General features: G+C 68.9%; 17 protein-coding genes. 5 read left to right on the top strand and 12 right to left on the bottom strand.

The genetic code is table 11. The features are described 5' to 3' along the window. Positions 1-469: 469 nt before the first annotated feature. From AC5P7I_RS05085 to baeS, 10 genes are all read right to left on the bottom strand, one after another. Positions 470-1,768 carry a DUF58 domain-containing protein gene (locus AC5P7I_RS05085; RefSeq protein ID WP_014648783.1) on the bottom strand — a complete coding sequence of 433 codons (1,299 nt, stop codon included), beginning with the start codon at positions 1,766-1,768 and terminating at the stop codon, positions 470-472. Continuing rightward, positions 1,765-2,751, bottom strand: a complete 987-nt coding sequence (locus AC5P7I_RS05080; protein ID WP_014648782.1) for an AAA family ATPase — start codon at positions 2,749-2,751, stop codon at positions 1,765-1,767. Before AC5P7I_RS05080 ends, AC5P7I_RS05085 begins: the two co-directional genes overlap by 4 nt. Then, a complete protein-coding gene (locus AC5P7I_RS05075; protein ID WP_049442036.1) occupies positions 2,748-3,932 on the bottom strand; it encodes a DUF4350 domain-containing protein in 1,185 nt (394 codons plus the stop codon). The genes AC5P7I_RS05080 and AC5P7I_RS05075 overlap by 4 nt, the downstream gene beginning before the upstream one ends. Beyond that, the gene (locus AC5P7I_RS05070; protein WP_049404932.1) at positions 3,929-5,545 is read right to left on the bottom strand and encodes a DUF4129 domain-containing protein; all 1,617 of its coding nucleotides are present in this window, start codon (positions 5,543-5,545) and stop codon (positions 3,929-3,931) included. The genes AC5P7I_RS05075 and AC5P7I_RS05070 overlap by 4 nt, the downstream gene beginning before the upstream one ends. Further along, entirely contained in the window at positions 5,535-6,527 is a 993-nt protein-coding gene (locus AC5P7I_RS05065; RefSeq protein ID WP_014648779.1) for a stage II sporulation protein M, read from the bottom strand. Before AC5P7I_RS05065 ends, AC5P7I_RS05070 begins: the two co-directional genes overlap by 11 nt. Beyond that, the gene (locus AC5P7I_RS05060; RefSeq protein WP_014648778.1) at positions 6,524-7,213 is read right to left on the bottom strand and encodes an RDD family protein; all 690 of its coding nucleotides are present in this window, start codon (positions 7,211-7,213) and stop codon (positions 6,524-6,526) included. The genes AC5P7I_RS05065 and AC5P7I_RS05060 overlap by 4 nt, the downstream gene beginning before the upstream one ends. A gap of 123 nt (positions 7,214-7,336) precedes the next feature. Then, entirely contained in the window at positions 7,337-7,867 is a 531-nt protein-coding gene (locus AC5P7I_RS05055) for a gamma carbonic anhydrase family protein (protein WP_262087779.1), read from the bottom strand. 141 nt (positions 7,868-8,008) lie between these two features. Beyond that, a complete protein-coding gene (locus AC5P7I_RS05050) occupies positions 8,009-8,830 on the bottom strand; it encodes a nucleotidyltransferase domain-containing protein (protein WP_262087780.1) in 822 nt (273 codons plus the stop codon). Between the two features lie 135 nt (positions 8,831-8,965). Continuing rightward, on the bottom strand, positions 8,966-9,655 hold the full coding sequence (locus AC5P7I_RS05045; protein ID WP_495222144.1) for a response regulator: 690 nt from the start codon (positions 9,653-9,655) through the stop codon (positions 8,966-8,968). Next, positions 9,652-11,043, bottom strand: coding sequence for a sensor histidine kinase efflux regulator BaeS (gene baeS, locus AC5P7I_RS05040; protein WP_262087781.1), 1,392 nt, complete (start codon positions 11,041-11,043; stop codon positions 9,652-9,654). Before baeS ends, AC5P7I_RS05045 begins: the two co-directional genes overlap by 4 nt. A 128-nt stretch (positions 11,044-11,171) precedes the next feature. Between baeS and smeA the strand changes: the two genes are divergently transcribed. From smeA to smeC, 3 genes are read left to right on the top strand one after another with little or no spacing between them, the layout of a single operon-like run. Then, complete coding sequence (smeA, locus tag AC5P7I_RS05035) at positions 11,172-12,368, top strand: multidrug efflux RND transporter periplasmic adaptor subunit SmeA (RefSeq protein ID WP_075077035.1); 1,197 nt, start codon at positions 11,172-11,174, stop codon at positions 12,366-12,368. A gap of 12 nt (positions 12,369-12,380) precedes the next feature. After that, positions 12,381-15,530, top strand: a complete 3,150-nt coding sequence (smeB, locus tag AC5P7I_RS05030; protein WP_262087782.1) for a multidrug efflux RND transporter permease subunit SmeB — start codon at positions 12,381-12,383, stop codon at positions 15,528-15,530. Further along, positions 15,527-16,942, top strand: a complete 1,416-nt coding sequence (gene smeC / locus AC5P7I_RS05025; RefSeq protein ID WP_262087783.1) for a multidrug efflux transporter outer membrane subunit SmeC — start codon at positions 15,527-15,529, stop codon at positions 16,940-16,942. Before smeB ends, smeC begins: the two co-directional genes overlap by 4 nt. A gap of 150 nt (positions 16,943-17,092) precedes the next feature. Here the strand turns inward: smeC and mnmG are convergent, their stop codons facing one another. Together mnmG and AC5P7I_RS05015 are read right to left on the bottom strand one after the other, a co-directional pair. After that, positions 17,093-18,982 carry a tRNA uridine-5-carboxymethylaminomethyl(34) synthesis enzyme MnmG gene (gene mnmG, locus AC5P7I_RS05020; RefSeq protein WP_100450757.1) on the bottom strand — a complete coding sequence of 630 codons (1,890 nt, stop codon included), beginning with the start codon at positions 18,980-18,982 and terminating at the stop codon, positions 17,093-17,095. A 547-nt stretch (positions 18,983-19,529) separates the two neighbouring features. Next, entirely contained in the window at positions 19,530-20,021 is a 492-nt protein-coding gene (locus tag AC5P7I_RS05015; RefSeq protein WP_032957537.1) for a hypothetical protein, read from the bottom strand. Positions 20,022-20,181: 160 nt separating this feature from the next. Between AC5P7I_RS05015 and AC5P7I_RS05010 the strand changes: the two genes are divergently transcribed. After that, positions 20,182-21,144 carry a pyridoxal-phosphate dependent enzyme gene (locus tag AC5P7I_RS05010; protein ID WP_180835902.1) on the top strand — a complete coding sequence of 321 codons (963 nt, stop codon included), beginning with the start codon at positions 20,182-20,184 and terminating at the stop codon, positions 21,142-21,144. Next, positions 21,129-21,773, top strand: coding sequence for a YdcF family protein (locus tag AC5P7I_RS05005; protein WP_032957535.1), 645 nt, complete (start codon positions 21,129-21,131; stop codon positions 21,771-21,773). The genes AC5P7I_RS05010 and AC5P7I_RS05005 overlap by 16 nt, the downstream gene beginning before the upstream one ends. Positions 21,774-21,895: the final 122 nt, after the last annotated feature.

Below are 21,895 nucleotides of genomic sequence, written 5' to 3'. Positions count from 1 at the left end.
TTGCAGGGGTAGTCCCGGCCGCTGGCCGGCAACCGGTTTTGGTAGATGCCGACCTTGGTCGGCGCTGTGGGTTTCGGGCCAACCAAGGTTGGCACCTACCAGGGCGATGCGGCGGTTGTTGCAGGGGGTAGTGCCGGCCGCTCGCCGGTAACCGGTTTTGGTAGATGCCGACCTTGGTCGGCGCTGTGGGCGGGCCAACCAAGGTTGGCACCTACCAAGGCGATGCGGCGGTTGTTGCAGGGGGTAGCGCCGGCCGCTGGCCGGCAACCGGTTTTGGTAGATGCCGACCTCGGTCGGCGCTGTGGGTTCGTGCCAACCAAGGTTGGCACCTACCAAGGCGATGCGGCGGTTGTTGCAGGGGGTAGCGCCGGCCGCTGGCCGGCAACCGGTTTTGGTAGATGCCGACCCTGGTCGGCGCTGTGGATTCCGTGCCAACCAAGGTTGGCACCTACCAGAGCGATCGCGGGTATCAGAGCAGCCCTTCGCGCTTCACCGCCAGATAGCGTTCCACCAGCGCGCCGGGCAGGGCATCGGCGGTCACGTCCAGCACCATCACCTTTTCGCTGCGCAGGGCCTCATGCGCCTTCGCGCGTTGCTGCAGGTACAGCGCGGCGGCACCGGCCTGGGTGGCGTCTTCCAGTGTCTGCACCTCGCCCTCCAGTGCGCCGTCCAGCTCGCGTTCGCGCAGGCTGGCCACGCACACCAGGTGGCGCCGCTGCAGCAGGCGCACTGCCGCCAGCAGGTCTTCGATGTCCTCATCACGCACGTTGCTGACCAGCATCACCAGCGCACGCCGGCGCTGGCGCAGCGACACCTCGGTGGCGGCGGCCAGGTAATCGGTGGCCACCGCGCGTGGCTGCAGGTCGTAGCTGGCGCGCAGCAGGTGCTCGACCGTACCCATGCCGCGCTGCGGTGCCACCCAGCGGCGTTCGCCACCGGCAGCGTACAGGCCGGCAGCGTCGCCCTGGCGCAGCGCCAGGTAAGCCACCACCAGCGAGGCGTTCAAGGCATGGTCGAAGTGCGAGAGCCCGCCTTCGCTGGCCAGCATGCGCCGGCCACTGTCCAGCATCAGCAGCAGCTGCTGGTTCTTCTCGTCCTGGTATTCGCGCGAGATCAGCTTGCGCGCACGCGCGGTGGCCTTCCAGTCGAGCTGGCGCAGGCTGTCGCCGATGCGGTACTCGCGCATCTGGTGGAAATCGGTGCCTTCGCCACGGCGGCGCTTCACGTGCGCACCAACCAGCCGCGAGGCCTGGTCGGCACTGAACAATGCGAAGCGGGTGAGCGGCACGAAGTTCGGATAGACCCGCACCTCCAGCGCCGGCGGCAGCGTGCGTTGCTGCCACCACAGGCGCCACGGCGAACGCATGCGCAGGTGCACCCCCTCGAAGCGGAAGTGCCCACGCTGCAGCGGCTGCAGGTGGTAGTGCAGGGTGGACGCCGTACCGGCCTGCAGGCGCACGCGCTGCGGCAGCGCTTCCAGCGGCCAGCCGCCGGGCACCAGGTCGAACACCTGCACCGTCATCGATTGCTCGGCCTGCAGGCGCAGCGCCGCCTCGCGGCGCACGCCCAGCGCCAGCGCTTCGGGCAGCTCGCGCTGTACCTGCGGCGACGGACGCCGCGACTGCCGCCACAGATCCCACAAGGCGGGCAGCGCGATGACGACGGCTGCCAGCGCCCAGCTCCAGCGCGGCAGCCACCCGCCCAGCACCAGGCCGCCCAGGGCAGCCCAGGCCAGCAGCAGCGCCAGCAGCAGCGGGGCCGGTCTCATCGGCGCGGTGCTTCCACCTTGGCCAGCAGCGCGCCCAGCACGTCGTCGGCGTCCTGGCCTTCGATCTGCAGCTCCGGGGCCAGTGCAATGCGGTGGCGCAGCGCCGGGCGCGCAATGTCGCGCACGTCGTCCGGCGTGACGAAGTCACGGCCGGCCAGCACCGCCTGCGCGCGCGAGGCACGCACCAGCGCGATGCTGCCGCGGGGGCCAGCGCCGACCGCGATGCCCGGCCACTGCCTCGTGGCCGCCACAATCCGCACCGCGTAGTCGATCACTTCGTCATCGACGGTGATCGCCGCGGTCGCGCGCTGCAGTTCCAGCAGCTCGCCGGCCCCCAATACACGCGGCACCTGGCTCAGGTCGAAATCGCTGGCGGCACGGCCACTGGTGATCGCGGTCACCATGCGCTTCTCGTCCTCCAGCTGCGGGTAGTCGATCAGCACCTTCAGCAGGAAGCGGTCCAGCTGTGCTTCCGGCAACGGGTAGGTGCCTTCCTGTTCCAGCGGATTCTGCGTGGCCAGCGCCATGAACGGCGGCGCCAGGGTGAAGGCCTTGCCTTCGATGGTCACCTGGCCTTCCTGCATCACTTCCAGCAGGGCCGACTGGGTCTTGGCCGGGGCACGGTTGATCTCGTCGGCCAGCAGCAGGTTGGTGAACACCGGGCCGCGACGGATCTTGAAGCTCTCGCTCTTCGGGTCGTACACCGCGTGGCCACTGACGTCGCTGGGCATCAGGTCGGGGGTGAACTGCACGCGCCCGTAGTCCAGCTCCAGGGCCTGTGCCAGTGCACGCACCAGCAGGGTCTTGCCCAGACCGGGCACGCCTTCGATCAGCACGTGGCCACCGGCCAGCAGCGCCACCAGGATCTGGTCCAGTACATCGGCCTGGCCGATGAAGGCGTGTCCAACGGCGGTGCGGATGGCATCGACGCGTTCGATCAGGCGGGCGTTGGCGGCCGCCGGCAGCTCGGGGACTTCGGTCATAGCAGGGATCTCATCTGGAGCAGCAAGCGGATGCGCTCGCGCAGGGCGGAGGAATCGTGCGGTGGCGGGGGCGTGAGCGCGCTGGCAACACGGCCTTGCGGCCATTTCAGCAGCTCGGCGATGGCCTGATCGCGCGGCGCACCGTCCAGTGCAGCGGCTACCGGTGCGCGCAGGCGCAGGCGATGCAGGAACAGGGCGAACACGGCGTCGTACAGGCGCGTGCCGTGGCCGAAGCGCAGCAGCAGCTCGCCACTGGCACGCACGTGCTCCAGCAGCGAGCGGCGTTCCAGCACCGGCGACGGCAGCAGGCTGCCGAAGCGCTGCGAGCGGCCCCACAACCAGCCCAGCAGGGCCAGCAGCAGCGGCGCCCACAGCGGCCAGCCCTGGTAGAACAGGCGCGCCCACAGTGACGGCGGGCGGCTGGCATAGACCAGCCAGAACGCACCCTTGCCGTAATTCGGGTCGAGCAGGTAACGGGTCAGGTCGCGGTGCGAGAGATCGTGCAGGCCATCACTGGCCTTGCCCGCGGCCGACGCCAGGCGTGCCGCCGGCGAATCCACCTCGCCGCGCATGAATTCCATGTCGGCCAGCACGCTCACCTTGCCCTGGCCATGGTGCAGGCGTGCGAACACCAGGCTGTGCTCGTTGCCCCAGCGCCGTTCGGCCCGCGCATTGGCGGCAAAGCCCAGCGTGAAGCGACGGCCGCCGCAGAACTCGACGTGGCTGGGATCATCGATGACGTGGAATGGCTGGCAGTCGCTCTGCTGATACAGGCTGTCCACGCCCAGCTGGTCCAGCAGGGGCCCCTGCGTGCTGCTGGCGTCGTCCTCGGCGGGCGGCGGCGTACGCACCAGCAGATGGCCACCACCATCAACCCAGGCCAGCAGGGCCCTGGCCGCCGGTGCCGGCAGTTCGCTGCTGTCCTGCAGCAGCACCACCGTATCGTGCGGGCCCAGCGCCATCTGCTGCAGGTCCAGCCGCGGCCGCGAGTGCACCTCGATGCCATCGGCACGCAGGGCCTGGCCCAGCACGTACAGCGGGTTGTAGCCAGCTTCGCCCTGCGGCGGCAGCTGCACGGTCTCGGTCACGCGTTCGTGCGTGCGCAGGTAAAGGATCGTCAGCGGCACGCCGAACAGCACCAGCCCACCCAGCAGCAGCGACCAGAACAGGCGCGGACTCATGCCAGCCACCTGTACTGCCGGCGCAGGGTATCGGCCAATGCATCGAAATCGGCGCGGCTGGGCAGGCGGCCACCGTAGGCGGCGTACTGCCACATGCGCACGATGCGCGCGAACAGGTCACGGTCGGTGGCATCGGGCATGCGCCGCGACGCGCGCAGGCATTGCGCTTCGGTAGCACCGGGCGGAAGCGCGATGCCGCTGCGCTCGCCCACCGTGCGCACGCTGGCGCGGTACAGCAGGGCCAGCGCCTGCCGCGGCCGCCCCTGGTCCCACAGCAGGCCGGCCTGGGTGGCCACGTCCGGCGGCAGCACGACCGGCAGTTCCACCGGTTCTTCCACTACCTGCGGTGCGGCCTCGGCCTTGCGCCGGCCACTGCCGCGCAGCCACGGCAGCCACAGCCGTGCGGTCAGCAGCAGCACCAGCAGCAGGACGCCCAGCAGGCCCCACAGGCCCCACTCGGCCAGGCGTGCCAGCCAGGCGATGCCGTCCTTGCGCGCTTTGCGTTCACCCTTGCTGTTGGTGTCACGCTGCAGCTGCTTGTCTTCCTTCTTTTTTTCCTCGGCCTGCTCGATCGGCTTCCAGCGGGTGACCTGGCGGGTCGGGCGCTGCAGCGGATCTTCATAGGCGCGGTTCACCGCCTGGCGGAAGCCGGCGGTGTCCACTGGCGCTGCACCGAAGATCATGGCGGGTGCATTGGCCGGATCGTTCGCCGCAGTGGCCGGTTCCTCCGCGCTGTCCTCGTCCTCTCCGGCATCGTCTGCCTGTTCTGCGGCCGTCTGCGCGTCCTGCGCATGCACTGGCGCGGAGGCCAGCGGCAGGGCAAGGCACAGCAGCAGCGCCAGCGTCGATGCCGCCGGCAGCAGCCGCTCGCGCAGGCGGCGCAGGGCGATCTCCACGTCCCACGCTTCCATCTGCGTGCGCCGGTTCAAGTACAGGCCGAAGCCGGCGCCGACGTAGAACGGACCGATCAGCACCGAGGCCAGCCAGCACGCCAGGTTGAAGCCGGCCCGCGCCCAGGCGGGTGTGTCCTGGCCGATCATGTCCCACGCGGCACGCCATGATTCGGACATCAGCTCCAGCGGCATGAACATGAACACCGCGCCGATCGCACCGGACACCAGCACCGCTTCAAACGCCATGCAGGCCACGGTCAGCACGGCGGCGGCACCCGCCGCACCAGCGGCCACAGCGCGGCGGCGTGCACCGCGCTGGGCCGGCGCATTGCCCTCCAGCAGGTTCACCGGCAGGCACAGGCTGCGCAGCACGCTGAAACGGCGCCAGCCCAGGTAGCCCCAGAAACCTGCATTGCCCCAGCTGCGTTGCGCGCGCAGGGCCGCCAGCGTACCGACCGGCTCGCCGAAGATGCCACGCGACAGCACGTACAGCGGCGCCCGTTCGAACAGCGGCTTGCACCACCACATCGCCAGCCACGCCCAGCCGAATGCATCCAGCCACCAGCCCAGCGCGTTGAAGACCACGAACAGCGGCGCACTGGCCAGCAGCCAGCTGCCCCATACCGCGCGTGCGTGGCGGCGCGACAGGGCGCTGCCCAGCTCCATTGCTTCCCAGCCGCTGCGCGCGCGCAGCACCACGTCCAGGTGATCAATGCGCATGGCCGCCTCCGCGTCCGCCGCGCCACAGCCACAGCAGCACGCCGGCCCACAGCATGCCGGCCACGCTGAACTTGCCCCACGCCGGCACGTCGGCAATCGACGACCAGAAGGCTTCGATGAACGCGGCCACCAGCAGCATGAACGCCACGCCCAGGCACAGGCGCGCACCGATGCGGCCGCCCTCGACCAGTGCATCCAGGCGGCTGCGCCGGCCGGGTGCCAGCAGTTTCATGCCCAGCTGCAGACCGGCACCGCCGGCGATCACGATCGCGGTCAGCTCGAAGGCACCATGGCCTGCGACGAAGCGCCAGAACGGATCACCATGGCCGATGTGCTGCAGGTGGCCCGCCACCGAACCGATGATCACGCCGTTGAACAGCAGCACCAGCAGCGTGCCCAGGCCGGCCAGCAGGCCGCTGGCGAAGGTACGCAGGGCGATGCTGATGTTGTTGAGGATGTAGTGGCCGAACATCATCCAGTCGGTGCCGCTGTCGCGTCCCAGGCGCTCGGCGGCCGGATCGTACATGCGCTCCATCTCGGCGATCTGGCGGTTGTCCATCACCATGTGGATCAGGTCCGGATAGACCTGCACCAGCACGAAGCAGGCCAGCGCCGGCAGCGCGAACATCGCCAGCGCCACCCACATGCTGCGCGCCTGGCTGCGCACCAGCAACGGGAAGTCGGCCACCAGGAATTCCAGCGCACCGCGCCAGCGCGTCGGCGGCGTGCGGTACAGCACGCTGTGGCCCTGCTGCATCAACTGCTGCAGGCGCTGCACCAGCTGCGGGCTGTAGCCGCGCTCGCGGGCCAGCGCCAGCTGCTGGCACAGGCGCCGGTAGCGCTGCGGGAAGGCGGTATCGTCCAGCGCGAGCGCGCTGGCCTTGCGCCGCGTGCGGCGCGAAGCACCGGCGCGCAGCAGCAGCCAGTGTTCCAGGTCCTGCCATTCCTGCTGGTAGCGGGCGACGAACTGTTCCTGCTTCATCGCCGCCCCAGCAGCCAGTTGGCCATGGCATACAGGCGCAGCACGCCGACCTGGCCGTGGGTGCCGGTCAGTGGCTCGGCAATGCCGGCCAGTTCCTGCTGGCGTGCCGCCGACAGCCGCGGCGCGCGCTCGGCAAAGGCCATCAGCGCCGCCTGTTCTTCCGGTCGCAGCGGCTGCGGCGGGGCCAGCACGCTGTCGATGGTGGGCGGAGGCGGCAGGTACAGCACCGGTGCATGCACCACCACGGTACCGGCCACCAGGTCGCCGAGGCGGCGGCCGTGGGAATCGAACAGGCTGCTGATCAGGCCCAGTGCATAGCCGAACGGCAGCATGTCCACGGTGCGCAGCAGGTTGCGGGTGATGGCGGCCATCCAGCCCACCGGCGCGCCATCGCGCGCGAGCACGTGCAGGCCCAGTGCGCGCTTGCCCAGGGTGCGGCCCCACCGCGCTTCGCAGACGATCGGGTAGGCCCAGTAGACCAGGAACATCAGCACCAGGCCGAGCCCGGAGCCGAACGAATCCAGCAGTGCCAGCGGAATCGACATCAGCACCAGCACCGCGATGCGCACGCCCAGATCGATCAGCCAGGCCATCGCCCGGGGCACCGGGCCGGCCGCCGGCAACTGCAGCGGCACACCCTCCGGCGTCACCACCTCGCGGTAGGTATCGAGCATCGGTGCGGCCATCAGTGCGATGGCCTTCGTTGTGGGCGGCGGAGTCCTCTCCGGCAGGCAGCCACAGGCATGGGGGTCTCGACAGGTCCTGGTCGGGCCCAGACTTTAGCAGAGCCGCATGGCGGCGTTGGCCGTTCAGCCCAGGTATTCGTCCTTCAGCCGCACGTAGTGGTCGGCCGAATAGTGCAGCGACTCGATCTCCCTGTCGCTCAGCGTGCGCGCCGGGCGGGCCGGGTTGCCCACCCAGAGCTCACCTTCACCGACCACCTTGCCCGGGCCGACCACCGCTCCGGCACCGACGAAGCCATGGCGTTCCACACGGGCGCCATCGAGGATGCAGGCGCCCATGCCGATCAGGCTGTAATCACCGATGGTGCAGGCGTGGATGATGCAGCCATGGCCGACGGTCACGCCTTCGCCGATCAGGGTCGGGTAGCCGGCCTTGTTGTACGGGCTGTGGTGGCTGACGTGGATGATGGTGCCGTCCTGCACATTGGTGCGCGCACCGATGCGGACGTAATTGACGTCGCCGCGGATGATCGTACCCGGCCACACTGATACGTCCTCGGCCAGTTCCACGTCACCGATGAGGATGCAGGCCGGATCGATGTACACGCGCTCGCCGAGGACGGGCATCTTGTCGCGGAAGGGGCGCAGCGGGTTCATCGGTGTCTCCGGAAATCAGGGCGTTCACCGCGATGATACCTGCGTGGTAGTGCCGGCCGCTGGCCGGCAACGTCATGGGCGTACCTGGAATTCTGCGGTTGCCGGCCAGCGGCCGGCACTACCCGAGTCAGGTGCAGCCGCTCAGATCGGCGCGTGCTCGGCCAGCATCTGCCGGAACAGCTCATCCAGCCACGCCGCATCACCGTGTCCAGCGGGCAGCTGCGGCGCCTGCGCAGTCCGGATGGCCAGTTCACGATCGATGAAATCGCTGATCGCCGCGATGCGTGGCCCGGCACTGACCTCGGCACTGGCGCGTTTAACCGCCAGCAGGGCATCGATGGCTTCACGCACCGGGCCGTGCGTCAGCAGCCGGTCCAGCAGGTCCTCGAAGGCCATCGGCGGGGGGGTCTGTTCGTGCTCGATCCACTGGCAGGCCAGCAGTGGGCGCAGCACGTACAGGTACTTCTTCGTGCGTACCGTTTCGCCACGCAGGTAACCGCGATGGTTCGAGCGCGCCATGTTGAAGTAGTGCCACCACGTGCCCAGTGGTGAATAGAACGACTCAGCTGCCTTCCAAAGCTGCGACACTGCGGTGTGATCCTGCTGGTAGATGATCGGCGAGCGCAGCCATTCAATCAGTGTCGGATTGGATTTTGAAACCAGGCGCAGCGCCTTGCGCAGATCCCAGCCGCTGACATCGAGCGCATCGTCGATCGGCAGCTCGATCACATCCCGCTGCGCATCGCCGGGGCCGGTGCTCTCGTTGACGGTGAGATACCATGGCTGGCGATGCACGTAGATGAAGCGTGCATCGTAATCGCTGTCCGGCGAAGAGAAGCCCCAGCCACGGCTGCCGGACTCGCACGCCAGCAGAACGCGCACGTCGTGTCGCTGTTCGATGTCGGCGAGGCTGGAAAGAATGGCGGCGCGCTTGTCCGGCGCGATCGGGTGGATGTCGTCCATGCAGTCGTGATCCGTTGATGTCGAGCGTGCTCGACTGTAGCGCAGTTGCGCACGGGTAGTGCCGGCCGCTGGCCGGCAACCTCAATGGGCGCACCTGGAATTCTGCAGTTGCCGGCCAGCGGCCGGCACTACCGGCTAGGGTTCGTAGCTGTAGCCCATGCCGTATACCGAACGGATCGGTTCGCCTTCCATGCCGGCGTCGGCCAGCTTGCGGCGCAGGTTGCGCACATGGCTGTCGACGGTGCGGTCGACCACCACGCGGTGGTCCAGGTAGAGGCGGTCGAGAAGCTCATCGCGCGCCCAGATCCGGCCGGGCGTAGCCAGCAGGGTGCGCAGCAGGCGGTATTCCACCGGCGTCAGGTCCAGGCCCTTGCCGTTCCAGGTGGCGCGTGCCGCCGGTTCGTCGATATGCAGCCCGCTGTTGGCGTGTGCAGCGGGGTCCGGGCGGTAACGGCGCAGCACCGCCACCACCCGCGCCACCACCTCGCGCGGACTGAACGGCTTGCAGATGTAGTCGTCGGCACCGATGTCCAGGCCCAGCAGGCGGTCGATCTCTTCCACCCGCGCAGTGACCATGATCACCGGTACGTCGCTGCCGGCGCGCAGTTCGCGGCACAGGTCCACGCCATCGCGTTGCGGCAGCATCAGGTCCAGCAGCACCAGGTCGGGCTGGTAGCGGGCGAACGCGTCGATCACCTGGCCGCCATCGTCCACCCATTCGCTGGTCATGCCGGCGGCGGCCAGGTAGTCACGCAGCACCGAGGCCAGGCGTGGCTCATCCTCGACGATCAGGATCTTCGCGGACGCGGCGGGGGACAGGCTCATGCGGACTCCGGCAGGGTGACGACCACGCGCAGCCCGCCCAGCGGCGAGGGCTCGGCGTGGATATGGCCGTGGTGGGCGAGGATGATGTTGTGGCTGATGGCCAGGCCCAGCCCGCTGCCGCCGCTGGCGCGGTTGCGCGAACTCTCCACCCGGTAGAAGCGCTCGAACAGCAGCGCACACTTGTCGGCCGGTACGCCCGGCGCGGTGTCTTCCACGATCAGCTGCACGCCGGCAGGCACGCGCGTAGCCTGCACGCGCACGCGGCCGCCGCCATGGGTATAGCGCAGCGCATTTTCCAGCAGGTTGGCCAGCACCTGCTGCAGGCGGCGCTCGTCACCGGACACCTGCAGCGGTGTGGCGGGCAGCGCTTCTTCCAGTGCCAGCCCCGCCGTGGAGAAGCGCACGCGCATGCCATTGAGCTCGCTACGCACCAGCGCCACCAGGTCCAGCGGGGCGAAGCGGTAGGCCAGGCCGCCGGACTGGGTCATCGACAGGTCGTGCAGGTCGTCGATCAACTTGCCCAGCTGGCGGATCTCGCCCTGCAGGGCACCCAGGTTGGCGCGGTCCAGCGGGCGGATGCCGTCCTCGATCGCCTCCAGTTCGGCGCGCACCACCGCCAGCGGCGTGCGCAGTTCGTGCGAGATGTCGGCAATGAAGGCGCGGCGGTTGCGCTCGGTGTCGTCCAGCGCCTGCGCCATCCGGTTGAAGTCGTTGACCAGTGCATCCAGCTCGTCATCGCTGGTGCGCTCGATGCGGGTGGCGTAGTCGCCGGCGGCGAGCCGGTGAGTGGCGGCGGCCAGCTTGGCCAGGCGCTGGCGCAGCGCGCGCGACACCAGCCAGGCCAGCACTACGGTCACCAGCAGCAGTGAGATGCCGATCACCCACCATGCGCGCATCTGGGTGTTGTAGAAATTCAGGTCGTTGGTGGCGATGACGGTCTGGAACGGCACCATGCCCAGCCAGCCGACGGTGTGCCCGTCCAGCTGCACCGGATGCGGCTCGTCGTCGCTGATCGCGTCCGGGTTGCCGGCCACGAACCGATGCTGCGCATCGAACAGGCCCAGCCGCGAGGGAACGCCGGTCTGGTCGGACAGCGGCGGCACGGGCCCCTCGTGCCCATGGCCCAGGTCCGGGCGCAGCAGCCGCGCCCAGCGGTCACTGTCGCCGCGCAGATGCTCCCAGCCGCCGTGCGTGCGGTACTCGCGCTGCAGGTGTGGCATCACGCGCTGCATGCGCAGGTCGCCCTGGTCGTTGAGGTAGTCCAGGAAGCCGGTCTGGAACGCCACGCGGCTGGCAATGCCGTTCACTGCCAGCACCAGCAGGCAGGCGGTGAAGATCGCGAGGAAGGTCTTCGCGGTCAGGCCGAATTTGAATCGAATCTTCGCCATCGCCGGGCCATTAGCGGCGCATGCGGCGCCGAAAGCAAGCGCCCGCTGAGCCGGTCGCACAATCTCCATATTCTCTGCACACTTTCACGGCAGCGTGCACGGGTCAACGAAAGGCCCCCACGCCCCCCATGTCACTCCTGCGTCCGCTGTTCCGCTCCCCCCGTGCGTTGTTGTTGCCCCTGCTGCTGGCCCTGGCGGCCTGCTCGGCGGGCAGGACCGAGGCCCCGGCCACCCCCGAAGTCGGCGTCGTCACCGCCCGCGCGCAACCGCTGGCGCTGCAGCAGACCCTGCCCGGCCGGGCGGTGCCGTTCGAGGTGTCCGAGGTGCGGCCGCAGATCGGTGGGCTGATCCGCCAGCGGTTGTTCACCGAAGGCCAGCAGGTCAAGGCCGGGCAGCTGCTGTACCAGGTCGATCCGGCGCCGTACCAGGCCGCCTTCGATACCGCGCGTGGCCAGCTGGCGCAGGCCGAGGCCGCTGTGCTATCGGCGCAGCCGAAGGCCGAGCGCACCCGCACGCTGCTGGGCATGGACGCGGCCAGCAAGCAGGACGCCGACGATGCCACCTCGGCACTGAAGCAGGCCCAGGCCAACGTGATTGCCGCGCGCGCGGCATTGCAGGCCGCCCGCATCAACCTCGACTACACCCGCGTGACCGCACCGATCGACGGCCGCATCGGTACCTCCAGCGTCACCGCCGGCGCGCTGGTCGCCGCCGGCCAGGACGCGGCGCTGGCGACCATTCAACGGCTGGACCCGGTCTATCTGGATGTGACCCAGTCCAGCACGCAGATGCTGGCGCTGCGCAAGCAGCTCGACGCCGGCCTGGTGAAGGCCATCGATGGCAAGGCCCAGGTGAAGGTGCTGCTGGAGGACGGCAGCACCTATGCCCATGAGGGCACGCTGGAGTTCGTCGGCAGCGCAGTCGATCCAGGCACCGGCAACGTGGTGCTGCGCGCGGTCATTCCGAACCCGGAGGGCCTGCTTCTGCCGGGCATGTACCTGAAGGCGGTGTTGCCGATGGCCACCGATGCGCGTGCCCTGCTGGTGCCGCAGAAGGCGGTGCTGCGCAATGAACGTGGCGAGCCGCTGCTGCGCCTGCTCGACGCAAAGGATCGCGTGGTCGAGCGGCGGGTCAGCACCGGCCAGGTGGTGGGCAACCAGTGGCAGATCACGCAGGGCCTGAAGGCTGGCGAGCGGGTGATCGTCAGCAACGGCAGTGCGGTAGCGCTGGGCCAGCAGGTGAAGGCGGTGGCGGCCACCACGGCGCAGCTGGCGGCGATGCCGGCGGTCGACCCGAACGGCAACACCGACGAAAAGTCGCACTGAGGCCTGCCGCGCATGGTTCGTTTCTTCATCGACCGGCCGATCTTTGCCTGGGTGATCGCCATCGCGGTCAGCCTGCTCGGCCTGCTCGCGATCCTGATCCTGCCGGTGGACCGCTACCCGCAGATCGCCCCGCCCACCATCACCATCCGCGCCACCTACACCGGCGCCTCGTCGCAGACCGTGGAAAACGCGGTCACCCAGGTCATCGAGCAGTCCCAGCAGAGCCTGGACCACCTGATGTACATGACCTCGACCAGTGCTTCCGATGGCTCGGCGCAGGTCAACCTGGTGTTCGCCACCGGCACCAACCCGGACACCGCGCAGGTGCAGGTGCAGAACCAGCTGCAGGCCGCGATGGCGACGCTGCCGCAGGCGGTGCAGCAGAACGGCCTGACCATCACCAAGTCCAGCGGTTCGATCTTCGAGGTGCTGTCGTTCACCAGCGAAGACGGCAGCATGGACAACTTCGATGTCGCCAACTTCATGGAAGCGCGCATCGACGACCAGATCAGCCGCGTCAGCGGTGTCGGCAACATCCAGCCGATCGGCCAGGAATACGCCATGCGTATCTGGCTGGACCCGGAAAAGATGCGCCAGTACGCGCTGATGCCGTCGGACATCGAGACCGCACTGCAGGCGCAGAACACCGACGTGTCGGCCGGTGAACTCGGTGGCCAGCCGGCGCTGAAGGGCCAGCAGCTGGACGCGACCGTGACCGCGCGCAGCCGCCTGCACACGCCCGAGCAGTTCGCGCAGGTGGTGCTCAAGGCCGATGCCAGTGGCAGCGTGGTGCACCTGGGCGACGTGGCGACGATCGGCCTGGGCCCGGAAAGCTATGACAGCATCAGCACGTTCAACGGCAAGCCGTCGGCCTCGCTGGGCATCGAGCTCAACGCCGGTGCCAACGCCATCGCCGTCTCCAAGGCCGTCGAGGCACGACTGCAACAGCTGCAGAAGTACTGGCCGCATGGCTACACCTACCACGTGGCGTTCACCACCACGCCGTTCGTGACCATCTCGCTGAAGGAAGTGGTGATCACCCTGATCGAGGCGATCGCGCTGGTCGTGCTGGTGATGTACCTGTTCCTGCAGAACTGGCGGGCCACGCTGGTCCCGACCATCGCGGTGCCGGTGGTGCTGCTGGGCACCTTCGGCGTGCTGGCCGCCTTCGGCTATTCGATCAATACGCTGACCATGTTCGCGCTGGTGCTGGCCATCGGCCTGCTGGTGGACGACGCCATCGTGGTGGTGGAGAACGTGGAGCGGGTGATGACCTTCGAAGGGCTGGCACCGAAGCCAGCCACGTTGAAGGCGATGGGCCAGATCACCGGCGCGCTGGTCGGCATCGTGCTGGTGCTGACCGCGGTGTTCCTGCCGATGGCGTTCTTCAGCGGTGTCACCGGCGTGATCTATCGCCAGTTCTCGGTGACGATCGCCGCTGCGATGATCCTGTCGGTGCTGGTGGCGATGACCATCACCCCGGCGCTGTGCGGCAGCATCCTGCACCAGATTCCCAAGGGCGGCCATCCGCATGGCGACCACGCTGGCGAGCCGGGCCTGCTGGGCAAGTTCTTCATCTGGTTCAACCATCGCTTCGAGCGCACCTCCAACCGACTGCGCCATCGCGTCGACCGCTTCCTCGGCCGGCGCACGCTGGGCGTACTGTGCTACCTGGTGCTGAGCGTGGCCACCGGCCTGTTGTTGTGGCACCTGCCGGGCGCGTTCCTGCCCGATGAAGACCAGGGCATGCTCAACGCGCTGGTGAAGCTGCCCGCCGGGTCCACCCTGGAGCAGACCCGTGCCGTGATGGATCGCCTGAGCGCCGCCGCGGTGAAGGACGACAGCGTACTGTCAATCCAGGCCACCGCAGGTTTCAGTGTCAGCGGCAGTGGCCAGAACGTCGGCCAGGCCTTCATCCGGCTCAAGGATTGGGACGACCGCAAGGACGATGCCGATACCATCGCCGCGCGCTTGACCGCGGCCATGGCCAGCGTGCCCGATGCGCAGGTGTTCATCACCTCGCCACCGGCCATCCTCGGCCTCGGCGATGCCGGTGGCTTCACCCTGGAACTGCAGGACGAAGGCGGTGCCGGCCATGCCGCCGCCGTGGCCGCGCGCAACACGCTGCTGAAGGAGGCTGCCAAGGATCCGAAGCTGGTCAACGTGCGCTACGCCAGCCTGGAAGACGCGCCGGTGTACGCGGTGAAGGTGGATGACGCCAAGGCGCAGGCGATGGGCGTGAATCCGCAGGACATCAATGACACCTTGAACGCCGCGCTGGGTGGCGACTTCGTCAACAACTTCATCTACAAGGGCCGCATCAAGAAGGTGTTCATCCAGGGCACGGCCGAAGCCCGCATGCAGCCGCAGGACATCGAGCGCTGGAGCGTGCGCAACCAGGCCGGGCAGATGGTACCGCTGTCGTCGCTGGTCAGCGCGCACTGGACCAGTGCGCCGGCCGCGCTGCAGCGCTACAACGGCGTCTCGGCGATGGAGATCACCGGCCAGCCGGCACCGGGCGTCAGTTCCGGCGAGGCGATGGCCGAGATCGCACGCCTGGCCGACACGCTGCCGGAAGGCTTCAGCCACGCCTGGTCGGACATGGCCTACCAGGAACAGCTGTCGGGGAACCAGGCGCCGATGCTGTATGCCATCTCGCTGCTGTTCGTGTTCCTGTGCCTGGCCGCGCTGTATGAAAGCTGGGCGGTACCGTTCGCGGTGATGCTGGCGGTGCCGGTAGGCGTGTTCGGCGCCGTGCTGATGATGAACCTGCGTGGCCTCAACAACGACGTGTACTTCCAGGTCGGTCTGTTGACCACGATTGGCTTGGCTGCGAAGAACGGCATCCTGATCGTCGAGTTCGCGCGCATCCTCGAGCAGCAGGGCAAGCGCACCCGCGAAGCGATCCTGCAGGCGGTCTACCTGCGGCTGCGCCCGATCGTGATGACCTCGCTGGCATTCCTGATGGGTGTGCTGCCGCTGGTGTTCGCCACCGGCGCCGGTTCGGCCGCGCGCCGTTCGCTGGGTACCGGCGTGGCCGGCGGTACGGTCGCCTCGATGGTGCTGGGCATGTTCTTCGTGCCGTTGTTCTACCTGCTGGTGCGCCGCCTGTTCCCGGGCCGCGCGCGTGCCGACGCCACTGCCCCGGAGGCACGCCCATGAAGGCGATGCTGCTGCGCGCCCTGGCGGCCGCAACGATGACCACCGTGCTGGGCGGCTGCGTGAGCATGGCCCCGCACTACCAGCGCCCCGAGGCGCCGGTGCCGGCACAGTTCGCCAATGCCGCCACCGGCGAGACCGGGCCAGCACTGGCGATGCCGGCCTGGCGCGAGGTGTTCCTGGAGCCGCGCCTGCAGCAGGTCATCGCGCTGGCACTGCAGAACAACCGCGACCTGCGCGTGGCGGTGCTGCAGGTGGAGAAGGAACGCGCGCAGTACCGCATCCAGCGCGCGGCGCTGCTGCCGTCGGTGGATGCCAGCGGCAGCGTGACCCGTTCGCGGGTGAGTGATGCCAACAGCGAGATCGGCGTCAGCCAGGTGACCGAATCCGATGCCGTGCAGGTGGGCTTCAGCAGCTGGGAACTGGACCTGTTCGGGCGCATCCGCAGCCTGAAGAACGAGGCGCTGCAGAACTGGCTGGCCAGTGCCGAGAACCAGCGTGCGGCGCGCACCAGCCTGGTCGCCGAAGTGGCCACGGCCTGGCTGGCGCTGGCGGCCGACGAGCAGTCGCTGGCGTTCACCCGGCAGACGCTGGACAGTCAGCAGCAGACCCTGCAGCGCACCGAGGCCCGCCATGCACAAGGCCTGGCCTCGGGCCTGGACCTGTCGCAGGTGCAGACCAGTGTGGACGCCGCGCGCGCTGCGCTGGCCAAGCTGCAGACCCAGCAGGCGCAGGATTGTGATGCGCTGCAGTTACTGGTGGGTGCTCCGCTGGACGCGGCATTGCTGCCCAGCGCACAGGCACTGGACGGCACCGTGGCGCTGGCGCCGTTGCCTTCCAACCTGCCCTCGAGCGTGCTGCTGCAGCGTCCGGACGTGCTGTCCGCCGAACACGCGTTGCAGGCGGCCAACGCCGATATCGGCGCCGCGCGCGCCGCGTTCTTCCCGACGCTGACGCTGACTGCCAACTACGGCCACAGCTCCACCGCGTTGTCGACGCTGTTCTCGGCCGGCACCCGCGGCTGGTCGTTCGCGCCCAGCATCACGGCGCCGATCTTCCACGCCGGTGCGTTGAAGGCCTCACTGGATGCCTCGAAGATTGGCAAGGACATCGGCATCGCTCAGTACGAGAAGGCGATCCAGCAGGCCTTCAGTGAAGTGGCCGATGCCCTGGCCACGCGCGATCACCTGGGCGCGCAGATGCAGGCACAACGGGCACTGGTCGCCGCCAGCCAGCGCAGCTACACGCTGGACGAGGCGCGCTATCGCACCGGGCTGGACGGCTATCTGCAGGCGCTGGATGCGCAGCGCAGCCTGTTTGCCGCGCAGCAGGACCTGATCGCGCTGCAGCAGCAGGAAGCGGGAAACCGGGTGACGCTGTTCAAGGTGCTGGGCGGTGGCGCGGACGCACGGTAACGCGCCCTGCTCTGGTAGGTGCCGACCTTGGTCGGCACGGAAGCATGGAGTGTCGCGATCTGATGATTCGTGCCGACCAAGGTCGGCACCCACCAAGGCAGATTCATGTGCCGACCCAAGTCGGCACCCACCAGAAGCGGACGGTGCTGTCTACGCCACGCGGCCCCGGCGTGCACGCTCCAGGTGCACCAGCAGCAGCGAGATTGCCGCCGGGGTCATGCCCGGGATGCGCTGCGCCTGGCCGATGGTCTGCGGACGCACGCGTTCCAGCTTCTGCAGGGCTTCGGCCGACAGCCCGCGCACCGTGGCGTAGTCGAAGGCTTCAGCGATCGGCGTGGCTTCATGCCGCTGCTGGCGCTCGATCTCCTCGCGCTGGCGGTCCAGGTAGCCGGCGTACTTCACGCCGATCTCCACCTGCTCGGCCACCTTGGCGTCGGCCACGGCCGGGCCCAGCGACGGCACCTGCATCAGCTGCGCGTAATCCAGCTCGGGGCGCTTGATCAGGTCCAGCACGTTGGTTTCGCGGCTGACCGCCACGCCCAGCGTGTCCTGCACTTCGCGGCCCAGCGCATTGGCCGGGGTCGCCCACAGCGCGCCCAGGCGCGCGCGCTCGGCGGCGACGGCGGCCTGCTTGGTCTCGAACGCGCTCCAGCGCTGGTCATCCACCAGGCCCATCTCGCGGCCGGCCGGGGTCAGGCGCTGGTCGGCGTTGTCCTCGCGCAGCTGCAGGCGGTATTCGGCGCGGCTGGTGAACATGCGGTACGGCTCGTTGGTACCGTGGGTGATCAGGTCATCCACCAGCACGCCCAGGTAGGCCTCGTCGCGACGCGGGCACCAGCCGTCCAGCCCACGCACCTGGCGTGCGGCGTTGAGGCCGGCCAGCAGGCCCTGCGCGGCGGCTTCTTCATAGCCGGTGGTGCCGTTGATCTGGCCGGCGAAGAACAGGCCGTTGACCAGCTTGGTTTCCAGCGAAGCCTTCAACCCGCGTGGATCGAAGAAGTCGTACTCAATCGCGTAGCCGGGGCGGGTGATGTGCGCGTTGCCGAAGCCGCGGATGCTGCGCACCATCTCCAGCTGCACGTCGAACGGCAGCGAGGTGGAGATGCCGTTGGGGTAGATCTCGACGATGCCCAGGCCTTCGGGTTCGACGAAGATCTGGTGGCTGGCCTTCTCGGCGAAGCGCACCACCTTGTCCTCGATGGACGGGCAGTAGCGCGGGCCGATGCCTTCGATCTGGCCGCTGTACAGCGGCGAGCGGTGCAGCGCGTCGCGGATGATCTGGTGGGTCTGTTCGGTGGTGTGGGTGATCCAGCAGCTGACCTGCTGCGGATGCTCGTCCACCGAACCCAGGAAGGACATCACCGGGCGCGGCGAGTCGCCGGGCTGCTCATCCATCACGCTGTAGTCCAGCGAGCGGCCGTCGATGCGCGGCGGCGTGCCGGTCTTCAGGCGGTCCACCTGGAACGGGCGCTCGCGCAGGCGCGCCGCCAGCGTGGTGGCCGGCGGGTCGCCCATGCGGCCGGCGGCGTACTGGGTCGGGCCGACATGGATCTTGCCGGCCAGGAAGGTGCCGGCGGTCAGCACCACGGCCTCGGCATCGAAGCGCAGCCCGGTCTGGGTGATGACCCCGCGCACGGCGTCGCCGTTGATGACCAGGTCATCGACGGCCGCCTGGAACACGGTCAGGTTGGCTTGGCCTTCAACGATGGCGCGGATCGCCATGCGGTACAGGTTGCGGTCGGCCTGGCAGCGGGTGGCGCGCACGGCCGGGCCCTTGGAGGCGTTGAGGGTGCGCCACTGGATGCCGGCACGGTCCGCGGCATGCGCCATCGCACCACCGAGGGCGTCGATTTCCTTGACCAGGTGGCCCTTGCCGATGCCTCCGATGGCCGGGTTGCAGCTCATCGCGCCCACCGTTTCGATGTTGTGGGTCAGCAGCAGGGTGCGCACGCCGGTACGGGCCGCGGCCAGCGCGGCTTCGGTGCCGGCGTGGCCACCGCCGATGACGATGACGTCGTAACGATGGAAGGACGGGTTCATGGGGCTGTTCAGCTGGGGGCAGGCGCGGCCGGGGCGGCGCCGGGGTGGCGATTTTAGCGCCATTCGGGGCCGCGGCGTCGGTGCCGGCCGGCCGGCGTCGAAATCAGCCCTAAAGTTGGCAGGATTATTGCAGATAACCCAATAGCACCCACCGTGGCTGGCGCCGCAGGCGCCCGTGACCGGAATTGGAACAGGGGCCGGTACAGGCGCACGGTGGGGGAGCAGAGGGCCGGCAGTCGGGGGACTGTCCGGCCCTGTTTTTTTGGGATTGCCGGGAAAGGCCCGACCACGCATGGCGTGGATCTACCGACGCTGGGGCTCTCTCCGGTTGGCGACCCGGCAAAACAGACGGCCCCGCAGTGCGGGGCCGTCTGTCTTCAGAGGTGCCGACATCCGACAGGGCCGGAACAGGGGGGATCCAGATGTTCCTGTCGGATATCGACGTAGAGATTTTTGCGGCGGCCCGTCTCGCTTTTTGTCACTTTGTGACGCGGGCCGTCACCGGTTCCGTAGAGTGCAACCTGGACCGGGTGAAATGCAAGACGGTTCAGCGCTCAACTGTGCGCTGCGTCCCACGATCCATGTTGCGCCACGGGGAACCGTTCATCCTCGGCGCGCTCGGCGCCGGGGTCGGACGGGCCGGCGGTGGCGGCGCCGACGGCTGGATGTTCGACTGCGGCGGGCGACGCATCGAGTCCATGTTCCGCCACGGCGAACCGCCGTTGTACGACGGCCGCGGCGGCGGCGGCGGACGGTTCTCGCCACCGTTGCCGGGCGGGCGCGGTGGCGGACGGTGGTTGTGCGGCGGGCGGTAGATCGGGCGCGAGTAGTACGGATTGCCATAGCCGCCGTAGTAGCCGCCATAGCCGCCGTAGTAAGGGTAGCCGTAGTTGTAGGGATAGCCGGCCGGGTAGCGGTACTCCACCGACGGCGCACCGTGGTAGTAGCTGCCGCTGCGGCCACCGCCGACATAGTCGTAGGTGGTGCAGCCGGTCAGGGCCAGCAACAGGCCACCGGCAAGCATCAGGCGCGTTTTCATGGTGGGTCCCCCCAGAGGACGGGTTGTGCAGTCAGCTTCGTGCGCAGGCGTTGAATCGGCCCTTAACTTCACTGGCCAGGATGAATGGAGGTGAAGGCCCTCATGCTGGCATGACCTGTGCCGGGGTCGCCAGCGTGGGGCCATACGTTAATCTTGCGTCATGAGCGATTCACTGTTGCCCCGTGCCGACGATGTCCTGGCTGCCGCTGCGCGGATCGCGCCGCACGCCAGCGTGACCCCGGTGCTGCGCTCGCGCACGCTTGATGCGCTGGCCGGCGCGCAGCTGGCGTTCAAGGCCGAGCACCTGCAGCGCGGCGGCGCATTCAAGTTCCGCGGGGCCTGCAACGCGGTGTGGTCGCTGGATGCCGATCGCGCCCGTGCCGGCGTGGTCACCCATTCGTCCGGCAACCACGGCGCTGCCCTGGCCCTGGCCGCGCGCACCCGTGGCATTCCCTGCCACGTGGTGGTGCCCGAAGGTGCGGTGGCGGCCAAGCTGGCCAACATCGCCCGCCACGGTGCCACGCTCTGGCGCTGCCCGCCGACCATCGCCGACCGCGAGGCCGCCTGCGCCAAAGTACAGGCTGATACCGGCGCGACCCTGGTCCATCCCTATGCGGACCCGGCGGTGATGGCCGGGCAGGGCACCGCGGCACTGGAGCTGCTGCACAGCGACGGTCCGTTCGACGTGCTGGTGGTACCGGTGGGCGGCGGTGGCCTGGCCAGCGGTACCGCCCGGGCCCTGCAGTTCGCCAGCCCGGAGACCCGGCTGGTGCTGGCCGAACCGGCCGGTGCCGACGACACCGCGCGCTCGCTGGCCGCAGGCGAGCGCCAAGGCGCGTTCACCCCTGACACCATCTGCGACGGCCTGCGTACCCTGATCGGCGCCCCCAACTTCGCGCTGCTGCGCGCGGCCGGCGTCGAGGTGATCGTGGTCGACGACGCCGCCACCATGGCCGCGATGCGCCTGCTGTGGGAGGTGCTCAAGCAGGTGGTCGAGCCGTCCTCGGCCACCGTGCTGGCCGCGGTACTGGCACAGCCGCAGCGGTTCGCCGGCCTGCGGGTGGGCCTGGTGCTGTCCGGTGGCAATGTCGACCTGCCCGCGCTGCGTTGGGGGGCGCCTTGAGCCGCGACGGGCACCGGCCCCGCACCGGCCTGCTGGGCTGGCTGTGGCGGCTGTTCGTGCTGCTGGTGGTCTGGCTGCTGGGCGTGACCGCCTGGATCGTCTGGGTGGGGGAGCGCGACCAGGCAGCCAAGGCCGACGCCATCATCGTGCTCGGTGCGGCGGCCTATGACGCCAAGCCGTCGCCGGTATTCGAAGAACGCATCCGTCATGGCCTGGATCTCTATGAAGCCCGGTACGCGCCACTGCTGATCTTCACCGGCGGCTACGGTGGCACCGGCGCGCGCTTTTCCGAATCGCAGGTGGCGCGGCGCTATGCGCTCAAGCATGGCGTGCCGGACGATGCGATCCTGATCGAGACCGCCTCGCGCAACACCGTGCAGAACCTGGTCGAGGCCAAGCGGCTGATGGACCAGCGCGACCTGCACCGGGTGATCATCGTCAGCGACCCGTTGCACATGGCGCGCGCGCTGCGCCTGAGCAAGGCGCTGGGCATCGATGCGCTGGCCTCGTCCACGCCCAGCACGCGCTTCCGCAGCTTCCACACCAGCTGGCGCTTCCTGGTGCAGGAAATCTATTTCTTCCACCGCGACCTGGTGCGGCCGCCGCTGAGTTCGCCGGCCAACACCTGAGGCGGAAACCTGATCTGGGCAGACGCCCATCGTGGAATCGTGAGGTTGCCGGCCAGCGGCCGGCACTACCAGCCGGTCAGGTCTGCCTGCGCCGGATCGGGATAGCCGACACCGCCAGGATT

This window comes from Stenotrophomonas sp. YJH_SMC_138, from assembly GCF_059369855.1.
This window is presented reverse-complemented; position numbering and strand designations above follow the sequence as displayed.

Coding starts and splice junctions, on each gene's coding strand:
- AC5P7I_RS05085 (WP_014648783.1), bottom strand. CDS start 1,768: ATGAGACCGGCCCCGCTGCTGCTGGCGCTGCTGCTGGCCTGGGCTGCC.
- AC5P7I_RS05080 (WP_014648782.1), bottom strand. CDS start 2,751: ATGACCGAAGTCCCCGAGCTGCCGGCGGCCGCCAACGCCCGCCTGATC.
- AC5P7I_RS05075 (WP_049442036.1), bottom strand. CDS start 3,932: ATGAGTCCGCGCCTGTTCTGGTCGCTGCTGCTGGGTGGGCTGGTGCTG.
- AC5P7I_RS05070 (WP_049404932.1), bottom strand. CDS start 5,545: ATGCGCATTGATCACCTGGACGTGGTGCTGCGCGCGCGCAGCGGCTGG.
- AC5P7I_RS05065 (WP_014648779.1), bottom strand. CDS start 6,527: ATGAAGCAGGAACAGTTCGTCGCCCGCTACCAGCAGGAATGGCAGGAC.
- AC5P7I_RS05060 (WP_014648778.1), bottom strand. CDS start 7,213: ATGGCCGCACCGATGCTCGATACCTACCGCGAGGTGGTGACGCCGGAG.
- AC5P7I_RS05055 (WP_262087779.1), bottom strand. CDS start 7,867: ATGAACCCGCTGCGCCCCTTCCGCGACAAGATGCCCGTCCTCGGCGAG.
- AC5P7I_RS05050 (WP_262087780.1), bottom strand. CDS start 8,830: ATGGACGACATCCACCCGATCGCGCCGGACAAGCGCGCCGCCATTCTT.
- AC5P7I_RS05045 (WP_495222144.1), bottom strand. CDS start 9,655: ATGAGCCTGTCCCCCGCCGCGTCCGCGAAGATCCTGATCGTCGAGGAT.
- baeS (WP_262087781.1), bottom strand. CDS start 11,043: ATGGCGAAGATTCGATTCAAATTCGGCCTGACCGCGAAGACCTTCCTC.
- smeA (WP_075077035.1), top strand. CDS start 11,172: ATGTCACTCCTGCGTCCGCTGTTCCGCTCCCCCCGTGCGTTGTTGTTG.
- smeB (WP_262087782.1), top strand. CDS start 12,381: ATGGTTCGTTTCTTCATCGACCGGCCGATCTTTGCCTGGGTGATCGCC.
- smeC (WP_262087783.1), top strand. CDS start 15,527: ATGAAGGCGATGCTGCTGCGCGCCCTGGCGGCCGCAACGATGACCACC.
- mnmG (WP_100450757.1), bottom strand. CDS start 18,982: ATGAACCCGTCCTTCCATCGTTACGACGTCATCGTCATCGGCGGTGGC.
- AC5P7I_RS05015 (WP_032957537.1), bottom strand. CDS start 20,021: ATGAAAACGCGCCTGATGCTTGCCGGTGGCCTGTTGCTGGCCCTGACC.
- AC5P7I_RS05010 (WP_180835902.1), top strand. CDS start 20,182: ATGAGCGATTCACTGTTGCCCCGTGCCGACGATGTCCTGGCTGCCGCT.